This window comes from Gammaproteobacteria bacterium (assembly GCA_013003425.1).
Classification (GTDB): domain Bacteria; phylum Pseudomonadota; class Gammaproteobacteria; order Steroidobacterales; family JABDKV01; genus JABDJB01.
On sequence record JABDJB010000045.1, the window covers coordinates 111,096 to 133,368 of the forward strand.

Annotated in this window: 22 protein-coding genes and 1 pseudogene; 12 read left to right on the top strand and 11 right to left on the bottom strand. The window is 60.3% G+C overall.

The genetic code is table 11. From position 1 onward, the window contains the following. The 6 genes and pseudogenes from HKN06_06985 to HKN06_07010 all read right to left on the bottom strand — a co-directional run bounded on the left by HKN06_06985 (position 1) and on the right by HKN06_07010 (position 4,877). Positions 1–1,710: a clan AA aspartic protease gene (locus HKN06_06985; protein NNF61061.1), complete on the bottom strand. Its 1,710-nt coding sequence runs from the start codon at positions 1,708–1,710 to the stop codon at positions 1–3. Between the two features lie 31 nt (positions 1,711–1,741). Then, complete coding sequence (locus HKN06_06990) at positions 1,742–2,350, bottom strand: glutathione S-transferase family protein (protein ID NNF61062.1); 609 nt, start codon at positions 2,348–2,350, stop codon at positions 1,742–1,744. Between the two features lie 11 nt (positions 2,351–2,361). Next, entirely contained in the window at positions 2,362–3,375 is a 1,014-nt protein-coding gene (locus tag HKN06_06995; protein ID NNF61063.1) for an alpha/beta fold hydrolase, read from the bottom strand. Positions 3,376–3,449: 74 nt separating this feature from the next. Next, positions 3,450–3,956, bottom strand: a complete 507-nt coding sequence (locus tag HKN06_07000) for a hypothetical protein (GenBank protein ID NNF61064.1) — start codon at positions 3,954–3,956, stop codon at positions 3,450–3,452. Further along, entirely contained in the window at positions 3,956–4,474 is a 519-nt protein-coding gene (locus HKN06_07005) for a MarR family transcriptional regulator (protein NNF61065.1), read from the bottom strand. The genes HKN06_07000 and HKN06_07005 overlap by 1 nt, the downstream gene beginning before the upstream one ends. A 64-nt stretch (positions 4,475–4,538) precedes the next feature. Next, positions 4,539–4,877, bottom strand: a pseudogene (locus tag HKN06_07010) (hypothetical protein). A 93-nt stretch (positions 4,878–4,970) separates the two neighbouring features. Between HKN06_07010 and HKN06_07015 the strand changes: the two are divergent. The 3 genes from HKN06_07015 to HKN06_07025 are packed head-to-tail and all read left to right on the top strand — an operon-like array spanning position 4,971 to position 7,913. Next, on the top strand, positions 4,971–5,927 hold the full coding sequence (locus HKN06_07015) for a metallophosphoesterase (GenBank protein NNF61066.1): 957 nt from the start codon (positions 4,971–4,973) through the stop codon (positions 5,925–5,927). Continuing rightward, a complete protein-coding gene (cysZ, locus tag HKN06_07020; GenBank protein ID NNF61067.1) occupies positions 5,927–6,658 on the top strand; it encodes a sulfate transporter CysZ in 732 nt (243 codons plus the stop codon). Before HKN06_07015 ends, cysZ begins: the two co-directional genes overlap by 1 nt. Before the next feature lie 22 nt (positions 6,659–6,680). After that, positions 6,681–7,913, top strand: coding sequence for a threonine synthase (locus HKN06_07025; protein ID NNF61068.1), 1,233 nt, complete (start codon positions 6,681–6,683; stop codon positions 7,911–7,913). A gap of 8 nt (positions 7,914–7,921) precedes the next feature. Here the strand turns inward: HKN06_07025 and HKN06_07030 are convergent, their stop codons facing one another. The 3 genes from HKN06_07030 to HKN06_07040 are packed head-to-tail and all read right to left on the bottom strand — an operon-like array spanning position 7,922 to position 11,808. After that, a complete protein-coding gene (locus HKN06_07030; protein NNF61069.1) occupies positions 7,922–8,320 on the bottom strand; it encodes a polymer-forming cytoskeletal protein in 399 nt (132 codons plus the stop codon). 27 nt (positions 8,321–8,347) lie between these two features. Then, positions 8,348–10,546, bottom strand: coding sequence for a S46 family peptidase (locus HKN06_07035; protein ID NNF61070.1), 2,199 nt, complete (start codon positions 10,544–10,546; stop codon positions 8,348–8,350). Positions 10,547–10,605: 59 nt separating this feature from the next. After that, positions 10,606–11,808: an EAL domain-containing protein gene (locus tag HKN06_07040; GenBank protein ID NNF61071.1), complete on the bottom strand. Its 1,203-nt coding sequence runs from the start codon at positions 11,806–11,808 to the stop codon at positions 10,606–10,608. 158 nt (positions 11,809–11,966) lie between these two features. On the opposite strand from HKN06_07040, the gene HKN06_07045 reads away from it, so the two are divergent. From HKN06_07045 to HKN06_07075, 7 genes are all read left to right on the top strand, one after another. Next, positions 11,967–13,415: a coniferyl aldehyde dehydrogenase gene (locus tag HKN06_07045; protein NNF61072.1), complete on the top strand. Its 1,449-nt coding sequence runs from the start codon at positions 11,967–11,969 to the stop codon at positions 13,413–13,415. 55 nt (positions 13,416–13,470) lie between these two features. Next, positions 13,471–13,887: a hypothetical protein gene (locus tag HKN06_07050; protein ID NNF61073.1), complete on the top strand. Its 417-nt coding sequence runs from the start codon at positions 13,471–13,473 to the stop codon at positions 13,885–13,887. Between the two features lie 27 nt (positions 13,888–13,914). Continuing rightward, positions 13,915–15,021, top strand: a complete 1,107-nt coding sequence (locus tag HKN06_07055) for a sensor domain-containing diguanylate cyclase (GenBank protein ID NNF61074.1) — start codon at positions 13,915–13,917, stop codon at positions 15,019–15,021. 36 nt (positions 15,022–15,057) lie between these two features. Continuing rightward, positions 15,058–16,053: an extracellular solute-binding protein gene (locus HKN06_07060; protein NNF61075.1), complete on the top strand. Its 996-nt coding sequence runs from the start codon at positions 15,058–15,060 to the stop codon at positions 16,051–16,053. Between the two features lie 69 nt (positions 16,054–16,122). Continuing rightward, positions 16,123–17,706 (top strand): iron ABC transporter permease, encoded by a 1,584-nt coding sequence (locus HKN06_07065; GenBank protein NNF61076.1) that lies wholly within the window; start codon positions 16,123–16,125, stop codon positions 17,704–17,706. Beyond that, entirely contained in the window at positions 17,687–18,721 is a 1,035-nt protein-coding gene (locus HKN06_07070; protein ID NNF61077.1) for an ABC transporter ATP-binding protein, read from the top strand. Before HKN06_07065 ends, HKN06_07070 begins: the two co-directional genes overlap by 20 nt. Before the next feature lie 16 nt (positions 18,722–18,737). Further along, positions 18,738–19,400: a hypothetical protein gene (locus HKN06_07075; protein ID NNF61078.1), complete on the top strand. Its 663-nt coding sequence runs from the start codon at positions 18,738–18,740 to the stop codon at positions 19,398–19,400. 2 nt (positions 19,401–19,402) lie between these two features. Here the strand turns inward: HKN06_07075 and HKN06_07080 are convergent, their stop codons facing one another. Beyond that, entirely contained in the window at positions 19,403–20,377 is a 975-nt protein-coding gene (locus HKN06_07080) for an iron ABC transporter permease (protein NNF61079.1), read from the bottom strand. A 112-nt stretch (positions 20,378–20,489) separates the two neighbouring features. Here HKN06_07080 and HKN06_07085 point away from each other — a divergent pair, with 112 nt between their 5' ends. Next, entirely contained in the window at positions 20,490–21,026 is a 537-nt protein-coding gene (locus HKN06_07085; protein NNF61080.1) for an RNA pyrophosphohydrolase, read from the top strand. Positions 21,027–21,028: 2 nt separating this feature from the next. On the opposite strand, the gene HKN06_07090 is transcribed toward HKN06_07085, so the two are convergent. Further along, positions 21,029–21,445: a CopD family protein gene (locus HKN06_07090; protein NNF61081.1), complete on the bottom strand. Its 417-nt coding sequence runs from the start codon at positions 21,443–21,445 to the stop codon at positions 21,029–21,031. A gap of 109 nt (positions 21,446–21,554) precedes the next feature. Here HKN06_07090 and HKN06_07095 point away from each other — a divergent pair, with 109 nt between their 5' ends. After that, positions 21,555–22,271 carry a hypothetical protein gene (locus HKN06_07095; protein ID NNF61082.1) on the top strand — a complete coding sequence of 239 codons (717 nt, stop codon included), beginning with the start codon at positions 21,555–21,557 and terminating at the stop codon, positions 22,269–22,271. Positions 22,272–22,273: the final 2 nt, after the last annotated feature.

The following is a 22,273-nucleotide window of genomic DNA, read 5'->3' on the forward strand; positions in this document are numbered from 1 at the left end:
TTAGTCGCCTATCCGGCGGTTGAATACCAGGACGCCTGCACTGCGATCGATGTTGATGTCGAAGTGGCGCAGGAACGACTGACCGAGCAGGCCATCGACGCCGCCCATTGATTCGAGTATCACCGCCTCGACATTGTCGACCCGCGCTCCGCTGACGTCGATCGACTGCAGCCGCGCCGTGGTCGTATAGATCCGACCGTTGGCGGTTTCCAGTGCGACAACCGGGGCGCGGAAAAAAATATCATTAATGCCAAGACGCAGCGCGGTCGCGGACGTTATCGCGGTGTAGCTGGCTCCGGTATCGAACAGGAAGCGATAGGTTTCGGTTGAACCGTTGATTCGTGCGTTGACGAACAGCGTGTTGCGGCGGCGCTGGATTGGTACGGTGGTGACAGGTGGCGTGTTGCGCCTGGCCCGCAGCCGCTGCAGCAGCGGATCGATTTCCGCAGCCAGTGCAGGATCCAGCGCAAGGGCCTGCTCCAGTGAGGCCAGCGCACCCTGCATATCACCGCGCCTTGCCAGCAGTTCACCGAGCAGGCGGTGATAGGGCGCGTAGTCCGGGTCGGCAGCAAGCGCTTCGCGCAGCAAAGACAGGCTGGTGCCGCTATCCTGGCCGGCTGCAAGCGCGTTTTCGATGACCAGCCTGCGCACCCTGTGGGGCTCAGGATCTGACAGCGCAAGCAGATCATTGAGCGCGCCACGCAGGTCGCCAACGGCCTGAAGAGCCTCGACCCGCATCAGACGCAGGCTGTCGCTCAGGCCAACCGTTACGGCAGCATCATCCAGCAGCGCCAATGCTGCTGCCCAGTCGGATTGTTGTAACAGTTGCTGCGCAGCAAAGGCGTAGGCCTGATGCATCAGCCGGCTGCCGTGCCGCCGGGTGTATTCGTCAAGATGCAAAGTCTGTCGACCGAATTCCACTGCCTGTTCGTAATCGCCAACCGCAATTCTGTTTTTTAGCCAGGCAATGCGGCCGACGCTGGTCTGCCGGTAGTAATAGTCGGCGTACTCAGTCAATGTCATCGGTTGCGGCGCGCGTTGTGCCTGTGCGAGCAGGGCGTTTACCGGGCCAATGTCGAGCGCCACCGCAGTCGTCGCGCTGTGGTCGCCCCGAACCAGCCCAAGCAGAGCCTGTTGTGCGGGATCAACGATGGCACTGGCCGGTCCCTCGCCGGTAAAGGAGCCGATGCTCAGCTGGTAGTTATACGCTCCGAGTTCATCACGCACGCCAGCCGCCGCCACTGTTGCCCGGTACGGCGGGCCGCCGGTAAGCAGAAGCAGTTCCCGTCCCATGTATAAAGAACCATCGCTGGTATCTGGCTGCAGGGTCTGCGTGTCGGGCAGCGGGCGGTCCAGCTGCAGCAATGCTATCCCGGTACGTTCGTCTGCAGCCAGCACTACCGGTGCCTCGGCCTGGTGGCCGGATGCCGACCGGGCCGTCAGTCGCTGCGCACCGACGAAAGCAGCGATAGGGGCGAGCAGGGTGCGTTCGTCGCCTACTATCGTAGCCAGCGCTGTAACAGTTCGTTCGCCATGACGCGCGACCTGCAGTGCAACTGTTGCCGGCGCCGCTTCGATGGCAGTTTCGGCTGCAACCGGCTCAGTCTGCAGCTGCAGACCCGGGGCCGGATCCGGTGACGGTCTCTGCGCCCACTGGGCCAGCAGCAGCCCGCCGGTCAGGCCAATCAGCAACAAGACTATGGTGCGCATGAAGTTTGGGAGTGCGCGCAGCGCGGATGGTTCAGGCCGCGTCGATACCGACGTAGCCAGGTGTTGCCGCGATACGAGCGAGCCAGCTGTTGACCGCCGGGTATCCTGACAGGTCAAACCCGCCTTCGTCAGCAACATGGGTGTAGGCATACAGCGCGATATCCGCAATGCTCATGGTGTCATCGACGAAATAGCTGTTGCTGGCAAGATGCTGCTCCATCACATCGAGAGCGGCGTATCCGCCGGTCATCTTTTGTTCCATCTCTGCCCGGCGCGGGCTGTCGACATCGGTATGCATCAGGATAAAGCGGGCGACTGCGATAAACGGCTCGTGGCTGTATTGTTCAAAGAACATCCACTGCATGACCTGCGCCGCCGGCAGCGGATCGGTGGGCATGTAGGGCGTGCCGTGGCGGGCCAGGTAGTACAGGATCGCGTTTGATTCCCACAGGACTTCACCATTCTCCAGCTGTAGCGCGGGAATACGTCCGTTCGGGTTCTTGAGCAGAAACTCCGGCGTGCGGGTTTCGCCTTTCATGATATCGACGTCGATACGCTCGTACTCGATACCCAGCAGCGACAGGAGCAGGCGTGGCTTGTAGCTGTTGCCGGACGGAAGATAGTCATACAGGCGGTACATGCGTTTGCTCCTCAGGCGGCGTCGCGCCTGGCTGGCCGGTAGCCGGTGGCGGCACAGAACTTCCGGATTAGCACATCGTCAGCCCAGGTCGGGCCGAAGCTGGAATACAGGTAACCGCAGTGACCACCGAGCTCGGTAGTGAGAATCTCGAGATTTGCGGGCCGGGCCAGTTGTGCCAGTTCGGTGATCGGGATAATCGGGTCATCTTCGGCTGCTACCAGCAGGGTAGGTGCGGTAAGCGGAGCCAGTGCGTCGCCCAGCAGTGAGTAGCCGTTGAGGTAAGTCATCAGGTCCGGGAAGTTGCTGCATTGTGTTACCAGAAACTCGGTGAGTGCACGCATGGTGCGTTGCTGATCCAGAATTTCCAGGTCGTACAGGTGTGGCCAGAAGCGGTGCTTGCGCCGCAGTGACCTGCGCCACTTGCGCATGAAGTAATAGTTATAGCTGGCCGGACCATTCTCCAGCGCATCGAGTGTCGCCGGTGGATGCAGCACCGGGCACAACGCGACCACCTGTGCCAGCGCAAGCCCGGCAGCGTCGGCACGTGCAGCAATACGCATCGAGAAGTTTGCGCCGAGCGAAAAACCTCCCAGGCACAGCGGCCTTCCGTCGACAAGTCGCTGGATCTCGCCGACCGCGTCGACCATTTCATCGATGCGGCAGGAATGAAAAATTCCTTCGTTGAGCTCATGCGTGTTGCCGTGGTCACGCAGCTGCAGTCGCCACACGTCGAAACCGGCGTTGTACAGCTCGCTGCAGGCCGACAGCATATACAAGGAATTGGCGCTGCCTTCCCAGCCATGGATCAGCACGGCAACCGGTGCCGCCGCCGCCGGGCGCGCGCGCAGGCATTTCAGCCGGACGCCGTCGCCGGTGGTAATGATTTCCACACGCGAGGCATCGATCAGCCGGCGGGCGCGATGCGCAACAAAAGGCTTGCGCAGCGGAATGCTCGCTAATATCGATTGGAAATGCGGATTCCGAAACGGACCGCTCGGCAGGAATTCGGGCAGGCTGGCACTCATTGGGCGAACTATATCCGAATCCACCGGTTTTGCACTCGCCGGGCGGAACCCGCGGGCGTCGGTTGTGGCGGGGGTCAGCCGTGCAGTTGCTTCGTATAGGCCGAATCCCTGTACGTTTCTGTGTCCGCGATGTCGGGACAGGCCAGCCACCAGTAGCACAGTGCCGTAAGGGCGCCGGCTGCGCCGCCATAAAGCAGCCATTGAGCAGCTTCTGCACCGCTGTGCTCTAACATCGCATGCAGCGCATGCTGACTACTGGTGCCGACATCAATCAGGATCACGCTGAAGTACAAGGCAAACGGCAGCGCCCCGGCGCCGGCTCCCAATCGCGCCATGTGCATTGGTTTTTTCCAGCCGCGGTGATTGGCATAACTGATCAGCAACAGGCCCAGCGTCAGCATGACCGGGTAGGCGAACACGGTTGCTGCTACGCCGACCGTAAAGGCGAACCACATCAGCTCGTGGAAGCTGCCTCGAGGGAGTATCTGGTCTGCATCAAAGGCTCCCAGCACCACGGTGACCAGGAGTATCGCCGCCAGTGCGCCAAATGGTGCAACCACTATCGCCAGCAGCTTGCGCATCAACTGGTGGTGAGCTTGCGGATCTTGTTGCCCATCTTCAGGACTTTCTTCTGGGCCGGCAATGGCAGGGTAGAGACCTGATCGAACAAGCGCGCCATGGATTCCATCAGCTCGTGCAGTTCTTTCATCCGGCTGACCGTGTAGGCATCGATATCACCGCTTTCTGCCTCGGTGACGCACTCACGCAGCATTTCCAGGGTGGGGTCTACTTCACGCCGTTTACGATGTTCGATGATAGCGCGCACCATTGCCCAGACGTCTTTTTCCGACTCGAAGTAGTCACGCCGGTCGCCAATGCGGTGAATGACACGCACGATGCCAAAAGCCTGCAACTCGCGCAGACTGGTGCTGACGTTGGAGCGTGCAAGCCCAAGTGCATCACTGATCTGCTCGGCATTCAGCGGTTCTTCCGACAGGAACAGCAAGGCGTGAATCTGTGCGACGCTGCGATTTATCCCCCACCGACTGCTCATCTCACCCCAGTGCAGGATGAAACGGGTATTGATCTGGTCACTCATGTGAAAGCCTGTTCTGTAGCTGATGCTGGCGCGTTTCCTCGGCTTCTTGCCTGCGGCGGTCGTCGAGGGCATGACGGCGCCAGCGACTGATGATGTACATGTTGGCAAGATGCAGTGCGCCGAGCACCAGCAGCACCCAGCCCAGCCGCGTTGCGAGTATTTCAATCGCCGCGGTGATATTTGCCGGGTTGCCGCCACGCTGCAGCGTCAGCAGGACATAGCCGGGGATAAACAGGTAAAAGCCCACTATCAACAGATGGTTCAGTGAACTGGCAAGTTCTTCGTTGTCACCGAAACTGGCCCGCAGAAACGCCAGGCCATTGTTGCTCAGGGTATGTGCCACCCAGATAGTCAGCAAAATGCTCGTCGCGATATAGGCAAGGTGGGTGAGCAGCGGCAGCATGTCTTTATCCTGTGACTGTAATTTCTGACGTCACAGAAATTACAGAAACAGATGACGAATGTCAAGCGCGCGGATGAGGGCTAGAATTCAGCCATGACCCAGACCGTGACACCGTTGCCGCCGCAGCGCGATCAGCTGGCCAGCCGTATTGGCCGGGTTCACCTGCGTCAGCGGCTGGGTATCGAGCAGGTTTATGAGTCAAAGGTTTTTGGCCAGGGGCGCAACCTGCTGCACCTGGAAAACCTTAAATCCTTCGACAAGCTCCTCGCCCTGCTGCTGAAAGCGACATTCCTGTTCAACCGCGGGCGCAGCAACGCTCGCGGTATCGTGTTGCGCGAGAATATTTTTGCCCTGCCAAACCTGCCACGCGCGTTTGACGGTTTTCGTCTGCTGCACGTTTCCGACCTGCATCTGGACATGGCCAGCGACATACCGGCTGTGCTGATCGAGGCCGTCAAAGGGCTTGAATTTGATTGTTGTGTTTTGACGGGCGATTTTCGCGCCGAAACCTTTGGCGAATTTGCTGACTGTTGCGCAGCGTTGGCGCGAGTCCGCCCGCACCTGGGCGATAAGGTTTATGGCGTGCTGGGTAATCACGACAGCATCCAGATGGTGCCGGCCATCGAGGAGCTGGGAATAAACCTGCTGCTAAACGAATATGCATTACTCGAGCGTGATGACGCAGCGTTATATCTTGCCGGCGTTGACGATCCGCATTACTTCCGCGCCGATAACCTCGAAAAAGCCGCGGACGCGATTCCTGAAGAGGCGGTTTCGATACTGTTGTCACACTCGCCGGAAATCTACAAGAATGCTCTGCACGCGGCGTTCGACATCATGCTGTGCGGTCACACCCATGGCGGGCAGATTTGCCTGCCGGGCGGATTTCCGCTGTACCTGAATGCCAATTGCCGGCGAAGTGTGTGTCGCGGTGCGTGGGAGTACCACGGCATGCAGGGTTATACCTCGGCGGGTTCAGGCAGCAGCATCCTGGACGTGCGTTTCAATTGCCCACCCGAAATCGTGGTGCATACGCTGGTACGAAGCTGATGCCCGCCACGTTACTGAAGGGCGCGTCCTACGCGTTCGCCGGGCTGACGCACCTGGCCGACCGCGAGCTGCGGGTGTTTGTACTCGGCCCGCTGCTGACAAACATTGTTCTTTTCTCGCTGGCGATCTGGTGGGCGGCCGGCACCTTCGATAGCTGGATTGACTGGCTGGTGCAGTGGTTGCCCGGCTGGCTCGACTGGTTACAGTGGCTGATCTGGCCAATATTCGTGCTGGCGTTGGTGCTGCTGGTCTTCTACACATTCACAATGATCGCGAACATTGTCGGGGCGCCGTTCAACGGTTTGCTGGCAGAGAAAGTCGAGCAGAGCCTGAGGCCGGACATGCCACGCCCGGCGGGCAGGCCTTTGTGGCAGGAAGTGCCTTACGCCGTGGCGCATGAGTTTCGTAAATGGGCCTACATACTGCCGCGTGCGCTGCCACTGCTGCTGCTTTTCCTGATCCCCGGCCTCAATGCATTCGCACCGCTGCTGTGGTTCGGTTTTGGCGCGTGGATGCTGGCAATGGAATATGTCGATTATCCGATGGGCAACCATGGTCTCAGTTTTCGCCGGCAGCGTGAGCTGCTGGGCGAGCGGCGTATGCTGGTACTCGGGTTTGGCGCCGGAGTGCTGATCATGACGCTTGTTCCGCTGCTGAACTTCCTGTCGATGCCAAGCGCCGTCATTGGCGCCACGCTGCTTTGGAGTGAGCAGCTTGATAATCAGCGCTGACAAGCCCGGATACGTATCACACCTGCGCGGTTTGGGTTCGGGTATCGAGTACCCTGCAGACCAGCTGATGAACCTGGATCCGGCCGACGGCCGCCCCGTCGAAATGGTCATAGATATAAAGCGGCTGAAGCGCGAGCAACCGGATTGCGCCTGGTACAAGCCGGAACGAAATGACATGTGGCGTTTTGGCGGTCTGCTGGGGCTCGACAGCAACGATGCCGGCAACGCGAGGTGGATAACAAGCGGTGGTGAAGGCGCTACCCCGTTGCTCGAATACGCGGACTATCCACTGGCGAAAAAGGTCGGCTTCCGGCTGCAGGTGAAAGAAGAGGGCAGGCCGGTGCCTGGGTACGGTGCCAATCCGACGCTCAGTTTCAAGGATCGCGGCATGGCCATGGTCGTTTCGATGGCGCGTCTGTTCGGACTGGACAGACTCACCGTACCCACGCAGGGTAACGCCGGTGATTCACTCGCCGACTATGCGGTGCGCGCGGGGCTGGCCGCAGCGATAGTGATGCCGGATGACACGCCGATGCCGGTGCTGGGACGGGTGGCAGCGCTGGCGCGCATGCATGAACGCATAGAGCTCGACCTGGTACAGGGCACGATCCGCGAAGCCGGGCAGCTGATGAAAGAAAAATACCTTCCACGGGGTTACTTCAATGTCGCGACTTTCCAGGAGCCGGGCTGGCGTATCGAGGGAAAGAAAACACTGGGTCTGGAGCTGGCTGAGCCGGTCAGCGCCGGTAGCCGGTGGGAATTGCCCGATGTCATCGTCTATCCGACGGGTGGCGGAACCGGCCTGCTCGGCATGTGGAAAGCATTTGATGAGTTACAGGCTCTCGGGCTGATCGACAGCCGCCGTCCGCGCATGGTGGCGGTGCAAAGCGATGAGACCGCCCCACTGGTCGAAGCAATGACGACGGGAGCCGACGATACCGCCGCTGTTGCTCCCGGTCATACTATTGCTACAGGACTCAATGTGCCCGGCGGTATCGGGCATTTTCGGGTGCTGCAGATCCTGCGAGCCAGCGACGGTGTGGCGGTGAGTGTCAGTGAGCAGGAAATTGCCACGTCCGTGGCGGCAACATGGCGGGACAAAGGCTGGTGGATTTCACCGGAAGGGGCGGCAAGCTTCGCAGCGCTGCCGCAGCTTGCGCAAAGTGGCGTGGTGCAAACAGGTCAGCGGGTCGTGTGCGTAAACACCGCGTCTCTGGAAAAATACCTGCCGGGCCTGCGTCACCTGCTGGTTTAGGCGCTCCGTCAGGTAACTTTGATTTCCTCAATCTGTTCCATCGTGCCGCTGGTTGTTTGCATGCCGCCTTCGATAACGGCGCCTTCGGCGACCGCGATGTTGGCGCCTGCCAGGCTGCCTTTGACCAGCGCACTGCGTGATACTTCGATGCGACCCTCGGCCAGCACATCGCCGTTGAGATTGCCGGCGATCATGACATCGGTCGCACGGATCGTCCCTTTGCAGCGGCCGGTATCAGTCAGCGTGACCGAGCCCTTGATCTCGCAGTCGCTGTCCAGCTCACCGCTGATGATGACATTCCCGGTGCCTTTCAGCCGCCCGGTAACACGCATGCCTTCGGCGATGACCGTAGTCTGCTGCGACGGCATTTCCTTTTCGCTGAAACGACGCTGTCTCTTCTGAGCCATTAGCCGTACCCCTCGTAAATGATTCGTCTAGTTTACACTGGCTGGCGGCCTGCGTGCGTGCAAGGCAGCAGGTCCAAGCCCCATTTCCCGCAGCAGGCGGTGTGCCCCGTCCACGGTCTCCATAATCCATAACACGTAGCGCATATCCACGCAGATGGTGCGCGTTATCTCCGGTTCGAAGTACCAGTCAGCATTGATCGACTCGTAGTTGCCGTCGAACAGCAGGCCCACGAGTTCGCCTTCGGCGTTCAGTACCGCAGAACCGGAATTGCCGCCGGTAGAATCGAGTGTGGCAAGAAAGTTGACCGGTACCGTGCCGAGTTCGGCGTCGGCGAATACACCAAAATGCTCGCGACCGATGGCCGCCAGCAGCGCCGCCGGCGCGTCGAAAGGTGCCTGCCCGGTGTGTTTGGCGGCAACACCGGCAACCGTTGTGAACGGCGTATAGCGAACACCGTCGCGTGGCTGGTAACCGGTTACCTGGCCAAAGGTTACGCGTAATGTGCCGTTGGCGTCCGGGTACAGCGGCTTACCCTGTTGCTTTAACCATTGCCCCAGCGCCTCCATGTATTGCGAACGCGCCAGCTGGAATCGTCCCTGGAAACGTTTCTCGGTTTCTTCGCGTGCCAGGTCGTCGGCATAGAGTTTGACTGCGAGACGAATGAAGGGGTCCTCGCTTGATTCCAGCGAATCCGGTGAGGCCTGCATGAGTTCGATGCGAGTCGCTGTATCGCCCAGCCTTGTCCGCGAGTACATGTCGTCCGCAAGGCGACCGATACGTTTGCTGTCGAACTTTTTGCCGTCGAGATCAAACCACCGGTCGAGTGGCGCAACACGCTGGTCGGCCTGCAGCTGTTCGTTGTAAAGCGCCAGGTGATGCAGTAACAGCGCCTGGTCTGCCTGCGCATCGAAGGAGCTTTCGATACGTTCGAGACTTTCACGTATACGCGGCCAGTCGCGTTCCTGGTAGCCTGGTTCACGACCGGCGTCCGGCTTTTCCTTTTCCTTGCTCAAGCGGTATATCCGGGTAGCAGCCGTAAGCAGCGTGGCCCGGCGGCGCAGGAAATCCCGGTAATACATCCGTTGTTCGCGACCGCTGCGATATTCACTTACCAGCTTGTCGAGGTCAGCCAGTGGCGCGTTTGCAAATTCCTGCTGTTCCAGCCACAGGCTCAGCTCGCGCTCACGCTGTTTCTTGCGTGCAACAAGACCGCTGCGATCGAATCCCTCGATCATGCCGCCGTAGTTCTTGATGACGTTGTTGAGGCCCTGTACCAGCGAGTTGTACTTTATTGCGGCGTCTGGCCGCTGCGCGGTCTGGTCGTTGATCAACCCGAGCATTTGCTCGTAAAGCTGCTTGCGTAGCGGGTAATACCAGCGGCTGATCTGGGCAGCTTCGCTGGCGAGGCGGTGACGATAAGTCTGACCCGGGTAGCCCAGCGCCATGGTGAAATCGCCTTCCGCAAGGCCGCCGGTGGCGACGGTCAGGTGATGTTCGGGCCGGTACGGTTCGTTGTCACGCGAGTAGGCTGCCGGTTTGCCGTCGGCGGCAACATAGGCGCGCAGGAACGAGTAGTCGCCGGTGTGTCTTGGCCACATCCAGTTATCGATGTCGCCGCCAAACTCACCAATATTGCGAGCAGGTGCATATACCAGCCGCACGTCGAGAATTTCCAGCTGCCGGATCAGGAAAAATGACAGGCCATCGAAAAATGCGTGCACCTTGCAGCGGTAGCGCGGCTCGTTTTCGCATTCAGCGACCAGTTCTTTCTCGCGCGACTCGAGTGTTTGTTTGCGTAGCAGGCCGTCTATGCCGTCGTCCAGACCACCCAGCATCTTTGTTGATACATCTTCGACCTGCACAGTCACAAGGATGCGCTGCCCCGGACCGCCCGGCAGCTCTTCGTCGTACGCTTCGGCAAGGTAACCGCTTTCGATCAGGTTTGAATCGGGCGTCGAGTTGTGTTGCAGGATTTGTTGCACGCAGTGGTGGTTGGTGACAACCAGTCCTTCCGGCGAGACAAACGATGCCGAGCAGTAGCCCAGCCCGACGATCGCGCCCATCGGGTAATCCGTCAGGTCGCTCAGGTCTTGTGGCGGGATCTTCAGGCCAGCCTGTTTGAGCTGCGCCGCCAGCTGTGGCAACTGGCGCGGTTGCCACATGCCCTCGTCGGCATGCGCGGCACACAGCAGTATCAGCAGCAGTAGCGCGGGGTATCGGCTCATCGTTTTAAAAAAAATCTGCCGGGTCGCGAAGTTTAGCGCACTTGGTGGTTGTGCTCAGCCTATCCGAGCACTGCCTTCCAGCGGCTCAGCCAGTTAGGCACATCGGCACCCCGCATCGGGCGCGAGATGAAATAGCCCTGGCCTTCATCGCAACCCAGCTCCGAAATCAGGTCCCAGTCTTCCTGGCGTTCGACTCCTTCGGCTACGAGGTGCAGGCCGAGTTTCTGGCCAAGAGCGATACTGGATTCGACGATATAGCGCGCCTCTGCGTCATTCGCGGCATCGCGAATAAAAGACTGGTCGAGCTTCAGTTCGCTGAACGGGATCGTCTTGAGCTTCAGCATGGTCGAATAGCCGGTACCGAAATCATCGATCGACAGCGAAAAGCCCTTCATGCGTAACCGGGTCAGAATCTCGAGCATCGCCAGGGGGTCTTTGGTCAGCCAGCTCTCGGTGATTTCGATCACCACCTGGTGCGGCAGGATGCCTGCTTTGCGCGTCTGCTCCTCGAACCACTCCGGCAGGTCATAGTCGCCCAGCGACCGGGTCGACACGTTCACGGCGACTTTCAGGCGCAGACCGGCGTCGAGCCATTCCGCGCACTGGTGAAATGCATGGTGAATTATCTTGGCTGTCAGCGGGCCGATCAGGTCGTGTTTCTCAGCAGTGCTTATAAAGTGCGCCGGCGACAGCAGGCCGCGCTCGGGGTGCATCCAGCGCGCCAGCGCTTCGACTGCCACGAACTCCAGCGACTTGACCTGGATTTTTGGCTGGAAGTGCACGATAAACTCATCGGCTTCTATCGCCCGGCGCAACTCTGGTTCGTCCACTGGCTCTATCTGCTTTTTGGCCGTTTTTTTCGGCAGCGGTGGTGGCTCGGTGGTGACGATATCCAGCAGCTCGCTGACTTCGAAGGGTTTGCGCAGGCTGCCGAGCAGGCGCAGTCCGCGTCCGGTGGCAAGCCGTTCGGCGGCCCCCAGAATTCGCGATTCAACGTTACTGATCAGCACGATCGACGCCTGGCATTTTTTCTCTGCCAGCTCGTGCATCACCTGGATGCCGTCGCGCTCCGGCATCATCAGGTCGAGCAGTACAATCGAGTGCTGATCGGTCAGTTCGCGAAAGAATACATCCGGGTTTCGCGCTACCGTCGGGGAAAAGCCGGCACGGCGCAGCGCCGCCGCCATGAAGGCAGCCATTTCCGCGTCGTCGTCGAGGACGATGACCCACGGCTTGGTATCGACGGTGGACGTTGTTTCCATAAACTACCCAGGTTCCGGCAGACGGAGTGTGGCGCTGCAGCCGCTTTCGCTGAAGGACCTGGTTCGCGCTTTTTGGCTCAAGTGCCGGCGCCGGCCAGTGCAGTGCAACAAAGTGTTATGCTAGGAACAGACCCGAGGCGGCCGCGAGCGAGAGCGCAATGGTGACCCATGCCACTCATTTTCATGACCTGAGCAGTGACACGCGTCACCTGGAAGAACTGTTTACCAAACAGAAACAGGCATTTAGGCAGTCACCCAACCCGTCACTGGCCGACCGGCGCGACGCCCTCGATCGCCTCATCGAGGTTCTGGCTCGCGATGCTGCCCGTATCGCAGAGACGATATCGGCAGACTTCGGGTGCCGAGCCCAGGCAGAAACCCTGTCCGCCGAGATTATGGTAAGTCTCGAGGGCCTGCGTTACGCCCGGCGGCACCTGCGCCGCTGGATGCGACCGAAGCGGGTCGGTGTCGGGCGCATGATGCTGTCGACACGAGCGTGGAAGGAGTATCAGCCGAAAGGCGTGGCCGGCATCATTGCACCGTGGAATTATCCGTTGCTCATGGTCATCAGCCCGCTTACTTATGCCCTGGCGGCTGGCAACCGGGTAATGGTCAAACCGTCCGAATTCACGCCTCGCACCAGCGAACTGATTGCCGCGATGCTGGGCGAGGTGTTCGATGAAGATCACGTTGCCGTGATCACCGGTGAAGCCGACGTTGGCATTGCATTTTCGCGGCTGCCCTTTAATCACCTGCTGTTCACCGGTTCGACAGGTGTCGGCCGGCACATCATGCGGGCGGCAGCCGAAAACCTGACACCGGTTACGCTGGAACTGGGCGGTAAATCCCCGACTGTGATTACCCGCGGTATCGATATGTCGATGGCTGCGGAACGAATCTGTTTTGGCAAGGCGCTCAATGCCGGCCAGACCTGCACCGCGCCGGACTATGTGTTGTGTCCGCATGACCTCCAGGACGAATTTGTTACTGCTATGCAGGCAGCGTTCGCAAAAATGTATCCGACATTGGCCGACAATGATGATTACAGCTCTGTCGCCAGCGATCGGCAGTACGAGCGGCTGCAGGACCTGCTGCACGATGCGCTGACCAAAGAAGCGAAGATTGTCGAGATCAATCCGGCCAAAGAAAAACTCTCGCATGAGTCACGCAAGATGCCGCTTTATGTCCTGCTTGATGTGCACGATGACATGCGGGTAATGCAGGATGAAATTTTCGGACCACTGCTGCCGGTTGTGTCCTACGACAGCATCGACGATGCGATCGACTACATTAACGCTCGGCCACGGCCGCTGGCGCTGAATATTTTTGACAATGACGCCGGCCGAACCCGCCGGGTAATCGAGAACACGCATTCCGGTGGCGTATGCATCAACGATGCAGTAATGCACGTCGCGGTCGATGACCTGCCGTTCGGCGGCACCGGCGAATCCGGCATGGGGCGTTATCACGGCGAAGAAGGATTTGCCACGTTTTCCAACGTGCGCGGCGTATTCCGCCGGCCACGCTGGCTGAATACGGCGCGGGTGTTGTATCCGCCGTATGGCACGAAATTACAGGAGTTTATGCACCGCTTTACGCTGCGCTGATAGTGCAGCGCACCATATTCAGGCGGGGTTCAGCCGGGCCCGCTAGAGTTACCGCATGAACAAGTTACTGCTTTCGGCAATGCTGGCCGCGTTGCTGCCCCTGTCGATGCCGGATGCCACGGCTGGTGAAACCAGGTTTCGTGACGTCGCACCGCGCTCCGAGCATTCGCGTCACCAGACAAACCGTCACCAGACAAACCGGCACCAGACAAACCGGCACCAGACAAACCGGCATCGCAGCTCCCGCTACGACCGCTACCGTCCAAACCGCCAGTACCGCAGCTCGCGCTATCGTTACCGGCCACATTCAAACTACGTCTATCGCCCATTCCCGCCCCCGGCGCGATACTCGAATCATTACCGCTACAGTCGTTACCACTATGATCCTTTCTATGATCACTACTGGCGCGGCGGCGACGGGCTGCGGATTTCCCCGCATGGCCTGACGATCTTCCTCGATCTCGACGACTGAACCGGCGATAGATTACTATCGGCAGTCATGACTGCCAGGGACAAGGAGCTCGAGGCACTGCGGCGCCAGCTCGCTGAACAACGCGCCGAAGCGACGGCCAACGAACTGATCCTGAAACGCGCGCAAAGCCGTGAGCTGAGCGTGCTCGAAGCTACCTCTCTGCTGTCTCTTTTCGAATTCCTGACAGTCGGGCTCGGCGACTCCTACGGCATACCGGCCTGCACTGTCGTGCTGTGCGATCCGGAGCACGAAGTTCGCCATCTGCTTTCGGCCCTGAATAATTCCTCCGTGCCACCGGGCGTCTTTCTGGTCGATCAGTTACGCGACGTGCCTGGTCTTTACGAAGGCCTCAACAAACCCTGGCTCGGGCCGGTTTCCGACCTTCATCGGCAAGTTTTCCCGCGCGGCGCCGACGTGCGCAGCGTGGCGATTGTTCCCCTGATGCGTGACAGGTTTGTCATGGGCAGCCTGAATCTGGGTGCCGGCGATGCTGCACGATTCACCGCGGATCATGCGACTGACATACTCGAGCACCTGGGTGTCATTGCTTCCTTTGCCCTGGAGAACGCAGTCAACCGTGCGCGCCTGCGCCTCAGCGGCCTGACCGACGCACTGACCGACTGGCACAACCGGCGCTATCTCGAGGTGCGCCTGGTGGAAGAACTGGCGCGTGCGCAACGCAATCGCCAGACGCTTGGCTGCCTGATGATCGATATCGATCACTTCAAGGAGGTCAACGACACTCATGGACACATGGTCGGCGACGAGGTGCTGCGGGAAGTGGCGCGCAGGGTTGCCACACAGGTGCGCGGCAGCGACGTCGCCGCACGCTTCGGGGGCGAGGAGTTCGTCGTTTTGCTGCCGGATACCGGCGAGCGGCTGGCACGAAACCTCGCCGAGCGGGTACGCCGGGTCGTCCGCGCAACGCCGGTCCAGGTCAGCGACGACCTGGCGATGACCGTGACGATTTCGGTCGGGGTTGCCGCCGTCAGCCCGCAGCGTCACGGGGATCCGCGGGCCCTGAGCAAATCGCTGCTCGAAACGGCCGATGCCGCCATGTATCGGGCGAAAAAGACCGGCCGGGACCGGGTTTTATCGGCCCGATCGGTTCCAATTGCAAATGAGATTGATTAGCATCTAGACCCTTTCGCTGTCACCGGACCCCCGCCCATGCCGATCCGTCTGCTGCTCCTGCTGCCAGTCTGGCTGGCCGCTGCCTGCGCTCCGTCTGCCGAGCAGGTGGTGGTTTATTCATCCCGTGCCGAACAACTGATTCAGCCGTTACTCGAGCGTTACGCGGCAGAGTCCGGCGTCAGGATCAGCTGGATTACCGACAAGGAAGGGCCGTTAATGCAACGGCTCATCGCCGAGGGTGACCAGACACCCGCTGACCTGCTTCTTACCGTGGATGCGGGCAACCTGTGGCTGGCTGCGGAGGAGGGGTTGCTGCAACCGGCCGGCTCGACGCTGCTGGAGAAAAACATTCCGGCCCACCTGCGTGACGCCGACGGACGCTGGTTCGGGCTGTCCGTGCGCGCGCGCACCGTTGCTTACAGCACCGAACGTGTTGATCCGCAGCAGCTGGGCAGCTATGCCGGACTCGCTGAACCGAAGTGGCGTGGCCGGCTGTGTCTGCGTACGGCGAAAAAGGTCTACAACCAGTCACTGGTGGCAATGATGATCGCCGAACATGGCGAGCCGAAAACCGAGCAGATTGTGCGCGGCTGGGTTGCCAATCTCGCGGCCCCGGTGTTTTCCAGCGACACCCGTTTGCTGGAGGCAATCGTAGCGGGCCAGTGTGATGTTGGTATCGTCAATACTTATTATTACGGCCGTCTGCAAAAACAGAATCCGCAAATACCCCTGGCGTTGTACTGGCCGGACCAGGATGGCAGCGGCGTCCATGTCAATGTGTCCGGTGCGGGGGTCGTACGCCACAGCGATAACCCGCAGGCTGCAGTAGCCCTGCTTGAGTGGCTCAGCTCGGCGGAAGCGCAAAAAGAGTTTGCCGCCATCAACCTGGAGTACCCCGCCAACTCCGCGGTCAGCCCCGACCCGCTGGTGGCGCAATGGGGCAGCTTCAGGCAAAACGTGATCAACGTCAGCCGCGCAGGCGAACTGCAGGCGGCATCGGTCCGGCTGATGGAGCGCGCCGGTTATCGCTAGGCTGCGTACAACGTGAGCGCGGTGGCAGCAGCGTTGCCGGGTCGCCCTGCGGGTCGCGCCGGCTGGACCCTGGCGGCATGGCTGATTGCGCTGCCCACGCTGGCAGCGCTGGCGGTAGTGGTGACGGCGCTGCTGCATCCCGATACTGAAATAATCAGCCACCTGGCGAAATACGTGCTGCCACGAGTTGCCGTCAACACTGTGCTTCTGGTCGCCGGCGTTGCTTTGTTCAGTGCAGTTATCGGAGCGGGCCTTGGCTGGCTCACGGCAATGTGCAATTTTCCCGGACGCAGCTTTTTTGCCTGGGCCCTGCTGCTGCCGATGGCGTTACCCGGTTACGTCATGGCGTTTGTGGCAATCGGCGTGCTTGAGTATGCCGGCCCGCTGCAGACGCTGGCGCGTGACTGGATTGGCAGCTCCGCCTGGTTCCCGCAGGTGCGTTCACGCGGCGGGGTTATCGTGATCATGTCGCTGGCGCTTTACCCTTATGTGTATCTGCTGGCGCGTAACGCATTCCTGACGCAGGGAAAGCGGGCGCTTGAGGTCGGACAGACGCTGGGGCTCAGTCGGCGCCAGAGTTTCTTCCGGGTTGCTCTGCCAATGGCGCGGCCCTGGATTGCCGGCGGGCTGATGCTGGTGGTGATGGAAACGCTGGCTGACTTCGGCACGGTATCGGTATTCAACTACGACACATTTACAACCGCCATCTATACGTCGTGGTTCGGGCTGCATTCGGTGACTTCCGCTCTCCAGCTGGCCTTCTTCCTGCTGCTGCTGGTTTTTGCAGCCGTGATTCTCGAACGCAGGCTGCGGCGTGGTGCGGCGTATACGAGTAATCTCGCGCCGCCAGCGGCCCGGGTGGACCTGGCGGGCTGGACGAAGTGGGCAGCGTTCACCGCGGCTACAGTAGTCTTTGCCGCCGGCTTTGCGTTGCCTTGCCTCCAGCTCGTCATATGGACGCTGCAGGGTGTACAGCCCGACTTCCGCTTCGCCGGTATCGCGTTGCGCACCGTGCTGCTGGCAGCATCCGCGGCCATGTCGATTACGGCTGTTGCCCTGATGCTGGTTTACGCAATCCGAAATGCGGGCAGGTTGGCACGCTTGGCAGGACGGGTAGCCACGCTCGGTTATGCCCTGCCGGGCACGGTGCTTGCCGTGGGTATTTACTCCAAGTTGACCTGGCTGAACGGCCTGGTCAATGACCTGTTCGCGCTGCTTGCAAGCGCGCCCCCGCGTCTTTACCTGCAGGGAACGATTGCCGCGATGCTACTGGCCTACCTGGTGCGTTTTCTCGCGGTCGCGTTTCAATCAGTCGATGCAGCGATGCAGAGAATCACACCAAACATGGATGAATCGGCGCGTCTGCTCGGAGTGGCGGGGTGGCGTTTGTTAGGGCGCGTTCATGTGCCGCTGTTGCGTGGTGGCCTGCTGACCGCACTTATTCTTGTTTTTGTTGATGTGCTGAAGGAAATGCCTATCACGCTGATGACCCGGCCGTTCGGCTGGGATACGTTTGCCGTTCGGGTCTATGAAATGACATCGGAAGGAATGTGGCAGGAGGCTGCCTTGCCTGCGCTGGCGATTGTGCTGGTCGGAATATTGCCTGTGGTTCTTGTAGTGAAAGCTTCAGCTTATGCGGCTGCAACTCGATAAGGTTCAACAAGGTTATGCGGGGCAGCCGGTGTTGCGCGGGCTGAGCCTCGAGCTGGCATCCGGCGAAATTGGCTGCCTGCTGGGGCCCAGCGGTTGTGGCAAGACTACGGCGTTGCGTTGTATCGCCGGTTTTGAACCGTTGCAGGCGGGCGCGATACACATCGGCGACAAGCTTGTCAGCAGCCCGGATGTCTGCGTACCGCCACAGCAGCGTCACGTCGGCATGGTATTCCAGGAAGCGGCATTGCTGCCGCATCTGTCAGCTGCAGAAAATGTCGCGTTCGGACTGCACCGGCTCGATGCTGCACAACGCACCCGGCGTGTCAGCGATTATATGGAGATGGTTGGCCTGACCGGCGTCGGAAAACGCTATCCACACGAAATGTCCGGCGGGCAGCAGCAGCGTGTTGCGCTGGCGCGCGCGCTGGCGCCGGGGCCTGGCCTGCTGCTGCTCGATGAGCCGTTTGCCAATCTCGATGCTGCCCTGCGTGAACGGCTGGGTCACGAACTGCGTGAAATCGTGCGGCAGACCGGCGTCACCACCCTGATGGTTACTCATGATCAGGCCGAAGCGTTCATGCTTGCCGACCGGATCGGACTGATGCGCAGTGGCGCGATTGCGCAGTGGGACACGCCGCAGGAAATCTATCGAAATCCCCGCGACCGCGATGTGGCGGCTTTTGTCGGTCAGGGCGTGTTTCTAACCGGTGTAGTAGCAGATGAAAAAGTCGTCGAGGTCGCCGGGTTGAGAATTGCCGCCGCAGCCAATGGCTACGAGATCGGCGACCGGGTTGATGTGTTGTTACGACCAGGCGATGTTGTCATTGAGCCATCCGGGGCCGAGGCACACGTGATCGACAAGGTTTTTCGGGGCGCGACGGTTATATATACCCTGCAGCTGGCAACGGGAGAGCAGGTGCTGGCTGAGTGGGATGCTGAGAATGATTTCGGTATTGATGCGGTTACCCGGATTGGAATCAAGCCTGGGAATCGCCTGTTATTTCGTGCGAGTTAGCCGGTCTTGTGCGCTGATGTTAGCGCCGCTGTGTGCACTGGCGCAGGGCGGAGCTACCGGGAACGACATCAGCGCTGCTTACTACGCGGCTGATGTGGCGCGGTTGGAGCAGTTGCAGGGCTCGGTTGCAGCCGATACCTACCTTGCGGCACTTCTGGACTGGCGCCTCGGCAGTGTCTTGTCTGGAATGGGCGATGCCAATGCAGCGGATGTTGTCTGGCAGCGCGGTCAGGCTGCGCTGGAGCGGCAGGTCGATGAAGATCCCGGGTCAGCCAGGTCATGGGCACTGCTATCGGCAACGCTGGGCGCGCGCATTGCGGTCAAGCCGGGGCCGCGCGGCATGAAAATGGGGTCGGCATCGGGGCGCGCGGGCAAGCGCGCAGCAAAACTCAGTCCGGAAGATCCCTTTGTTTTAATGGTCAACGGTATTAACAAGTACCACACGCCACGTTTGTTTGGTGGTGGAATGAAACGGGCGCTCAGATTCCTGGATGCCGCACTGCCGCGGTTGTCCACTGCAGACAAACACCTGCTGCCAGACATCCTGGTCTGGCGTGCTCAGGTACTGCACCGGCTTGAACGCGAATCCGCTTGTGACGATCTGGCAAAAGCTTTGGATGTGACGCCGGTTTTCGTGCGGGCGCAACAGTTGCAGGTCGAGTTCGCCTGTTCGGAGTGACCTCAGGAACTGCGCCGGCCCATCAGGTAAAGGAATAGCGGCACGCCGAGTAGCGCGGTGATAGCGCCGACCGGAAGCTGGCGTGGCGCGGCTACCGTCCGCGCGGCGGTGTCGGCCGCCACCAGCAGTATCCCGCCGAGCAGTGCGCTGGCGGGCAGCACGATGCGGTGGTCGGATCCGGCCCGCAGACGAACCAGGTGCGGGACCAGCAGGCCGACAAAACCAATTGTGCCAGCCGTTGTCACCGCCACTGCCGTGATCAGGGCGCTGAGCACGTAGATCACAAATCGCATTCGTGCGACTTCCACACCAAGAGTCATCGCCTGGGTCGTTCCGCCGGCAAGGACATTGAGGGGGCGTGCAATAAGCATTGCAAACGTGACAGCGACAACAAGCACCAGCCATTCGTCGAGTGGCTGGTCGGCAAAAGAGAAGTCGCCGAGCAGCCAGAAGATCATGCTGCGCAAGCCGGTGTCTGTTCCAAGCGACAGCAGCAGGCTGATGATCGCGCCGAATCCCGCCGCGATAACGACGCCGGTCAAAAGCAGCCGGTTGCCGTTCCATGCGCCGCTGCCCCGACTCAGGGCAAAAACTATCCAGGTGGCTCCAAGGGCGCCGGCGAAGGCTGCCGAGTCAACCCAGATTCCTCCCAGGCCCAGCATGATGGCGCTCAGGGCGGCGACGGCAGCGCCACCGGAAACTCCGAGTATGTAAGGATCTGCCAGGGGGTTACGCAGCAGCACCTGCATCAGGGCGCCGGCAAGGGCCAGCAGGCCACCGGTGGCAAACGCCGAAAGCGCCCGCGGCAGGCGCAGCTCCAGGACCAGCATGCGGGCTCGCTGGCTGCCGTTCCCGCCGAGTACTTCGAAGATTTCACCGAGCCGCAGCGGCACGCTGCCGATAGCGGCAGCGGCGAACAGTGCTGCCAGGGACAGCGCCAGCAGCGGGACGATGACGGTGATGAGCCTGCGCTGCATGAATCTATAAGAAATGTGTCATGAGGCAAATGGAGTGGCCGGCAGTATGGCAGGCCCGCGAGGCGTGTGGAAGAATCAGCGCCCATGTTACGGGTGGCCCTTGATGTCTGATTTGATTGACTCCGACGGCTACCGGGCCAATGTGGCGATAGTCCTGACAAACGAGAACCGCCAGGTTTTCTGGGCTGGCCGGGCCGGACGGCGCGGCTGGCAGTTTCCGCAGGGCGGTGTCGAGAAAGATGAAACCCCGCTTGCCGCAATGTATCGCGAACTCGAGGAAGAAATCGGGTTGCGCGAAGACGATGTGGAGCTGCTGGGGCAAACAAGCGACTGGCTCAGGTACGATTTGCCGGAACGCTACCGCCGATCACGTTCATACCCGGTATGCGTTGGACAGAAGCAACTCTGGTACCTGCTGCGGCTGAATTCTGATATCGATGCCATTTGTTTCGATACAGGCGACAAGCCCGAATTCGACCGCTGGTGTTGGGTAGATTTCTGGTATCCGCTACGCAAGGTGATTTTTTTCAAACGCCAGGTCTATCGCCAGGCGCTGGAGGAGCTGGGCAACCATCTGTTTGATGGCAACCCGCCGCCAAAGCGTGGCTCGAAAAGACGATCCAGAATTACCCGCGTCGAACTCTGCTAGTTTCAGAACGGCTTGACGATTGCCAGAACCACTATGGCTATCAACAGTAACGACGGCACCTCGTTAAAGTAGCGGTACCAGGTCTCGCTCCTGGTGTTTGTTCCGGCCTTGAATCGAGCTGCCAGCAGACCGCACCAGGCGTGGTAACCGATCAGCAGCACCACCAGCGCCAGCTTCAGGTGCATCCAGCCCAGTCCGAGCAGCGCCGGCCGCTGCAGCAACAGCCAGACGCCAAACAGGGCCGTCAGGGCGCCGCCAATTGTCATCAATACCAACAGCCTGCGCTCCATGATGCAGAAACGCTGGTGACTGACCTGGTCGGTGGTAGTCGCGTGGTAGACAAACAGGCGCGGCAGGTAGAACAGGCCGGCGAACCAGGTCACCATGAAAATAACGTGAAAAGCCTTGATCCAGAGCATATTAGGGTCCCGGCGAAGAAGCTGCCGATAATGTGAACTGACTGCTGTTGCTTTCGATTACCGCCGCGCTACCATGACCGGCACCCCTGATCGGCACTGCCAGCGCAAGATGCATAAGAGCAAACTCGTTGTCAAACCACACCGGCCGCGACGCGTACGCGTCATGTGGGCGCTGCTGGTGCTCGGCGCGCTTGTCGGCGGGTTCCTGCTGCTCGAATATGGCCAGTATCGCGGTGGCTTCAATCGCGGTGCCATGACTCGGGATATCGAGCAGCTGAACAACGAAATCGCTGCGCTGACGGCCGAGAATGACCGTCTGCGTGAACGCATTGCGTTACTGGAGACGTCGCTGCAGGTCGATCATGAGGCCTATAACCAGGTCGAGGATACCCTGGCAGACCTGCAGCAGGAGATTCAGAAGCAGCGCGAGGAACTGGCTTTCTACCGCGGCATCGTCAGTCCGCCGGATGCGACCGGGCTGCAGATACGCGAGTTCCAGCTTAGCGCCGGGCCGCAGAACAGCCGTTATCGCGTGCGTCTGGTGCTGGTTCAGGCCAGCAAGCATGATCGGCGGGTTTCCGGTGTAGTAAGCTTGACGGTGGACGGAGCCGAGAACGGCGCACCGGTCACCTACGCGCTGGCCGAGTTGATGCCGCAGGAAGGCAAGCCACTGGATTTTTCGTTCCGTTATTTCCAGGATCTCGAGAGGGACCTGGTTCTGCCGGAGCATTTTGTGCCCGACCGGGTAAATGTGGAAGTTAATCCACGCGGTCGTGGCGCCAAGGTTATACGCCAGTCCTATGACTGGGCTGTGCAGCAAAGTTAGGA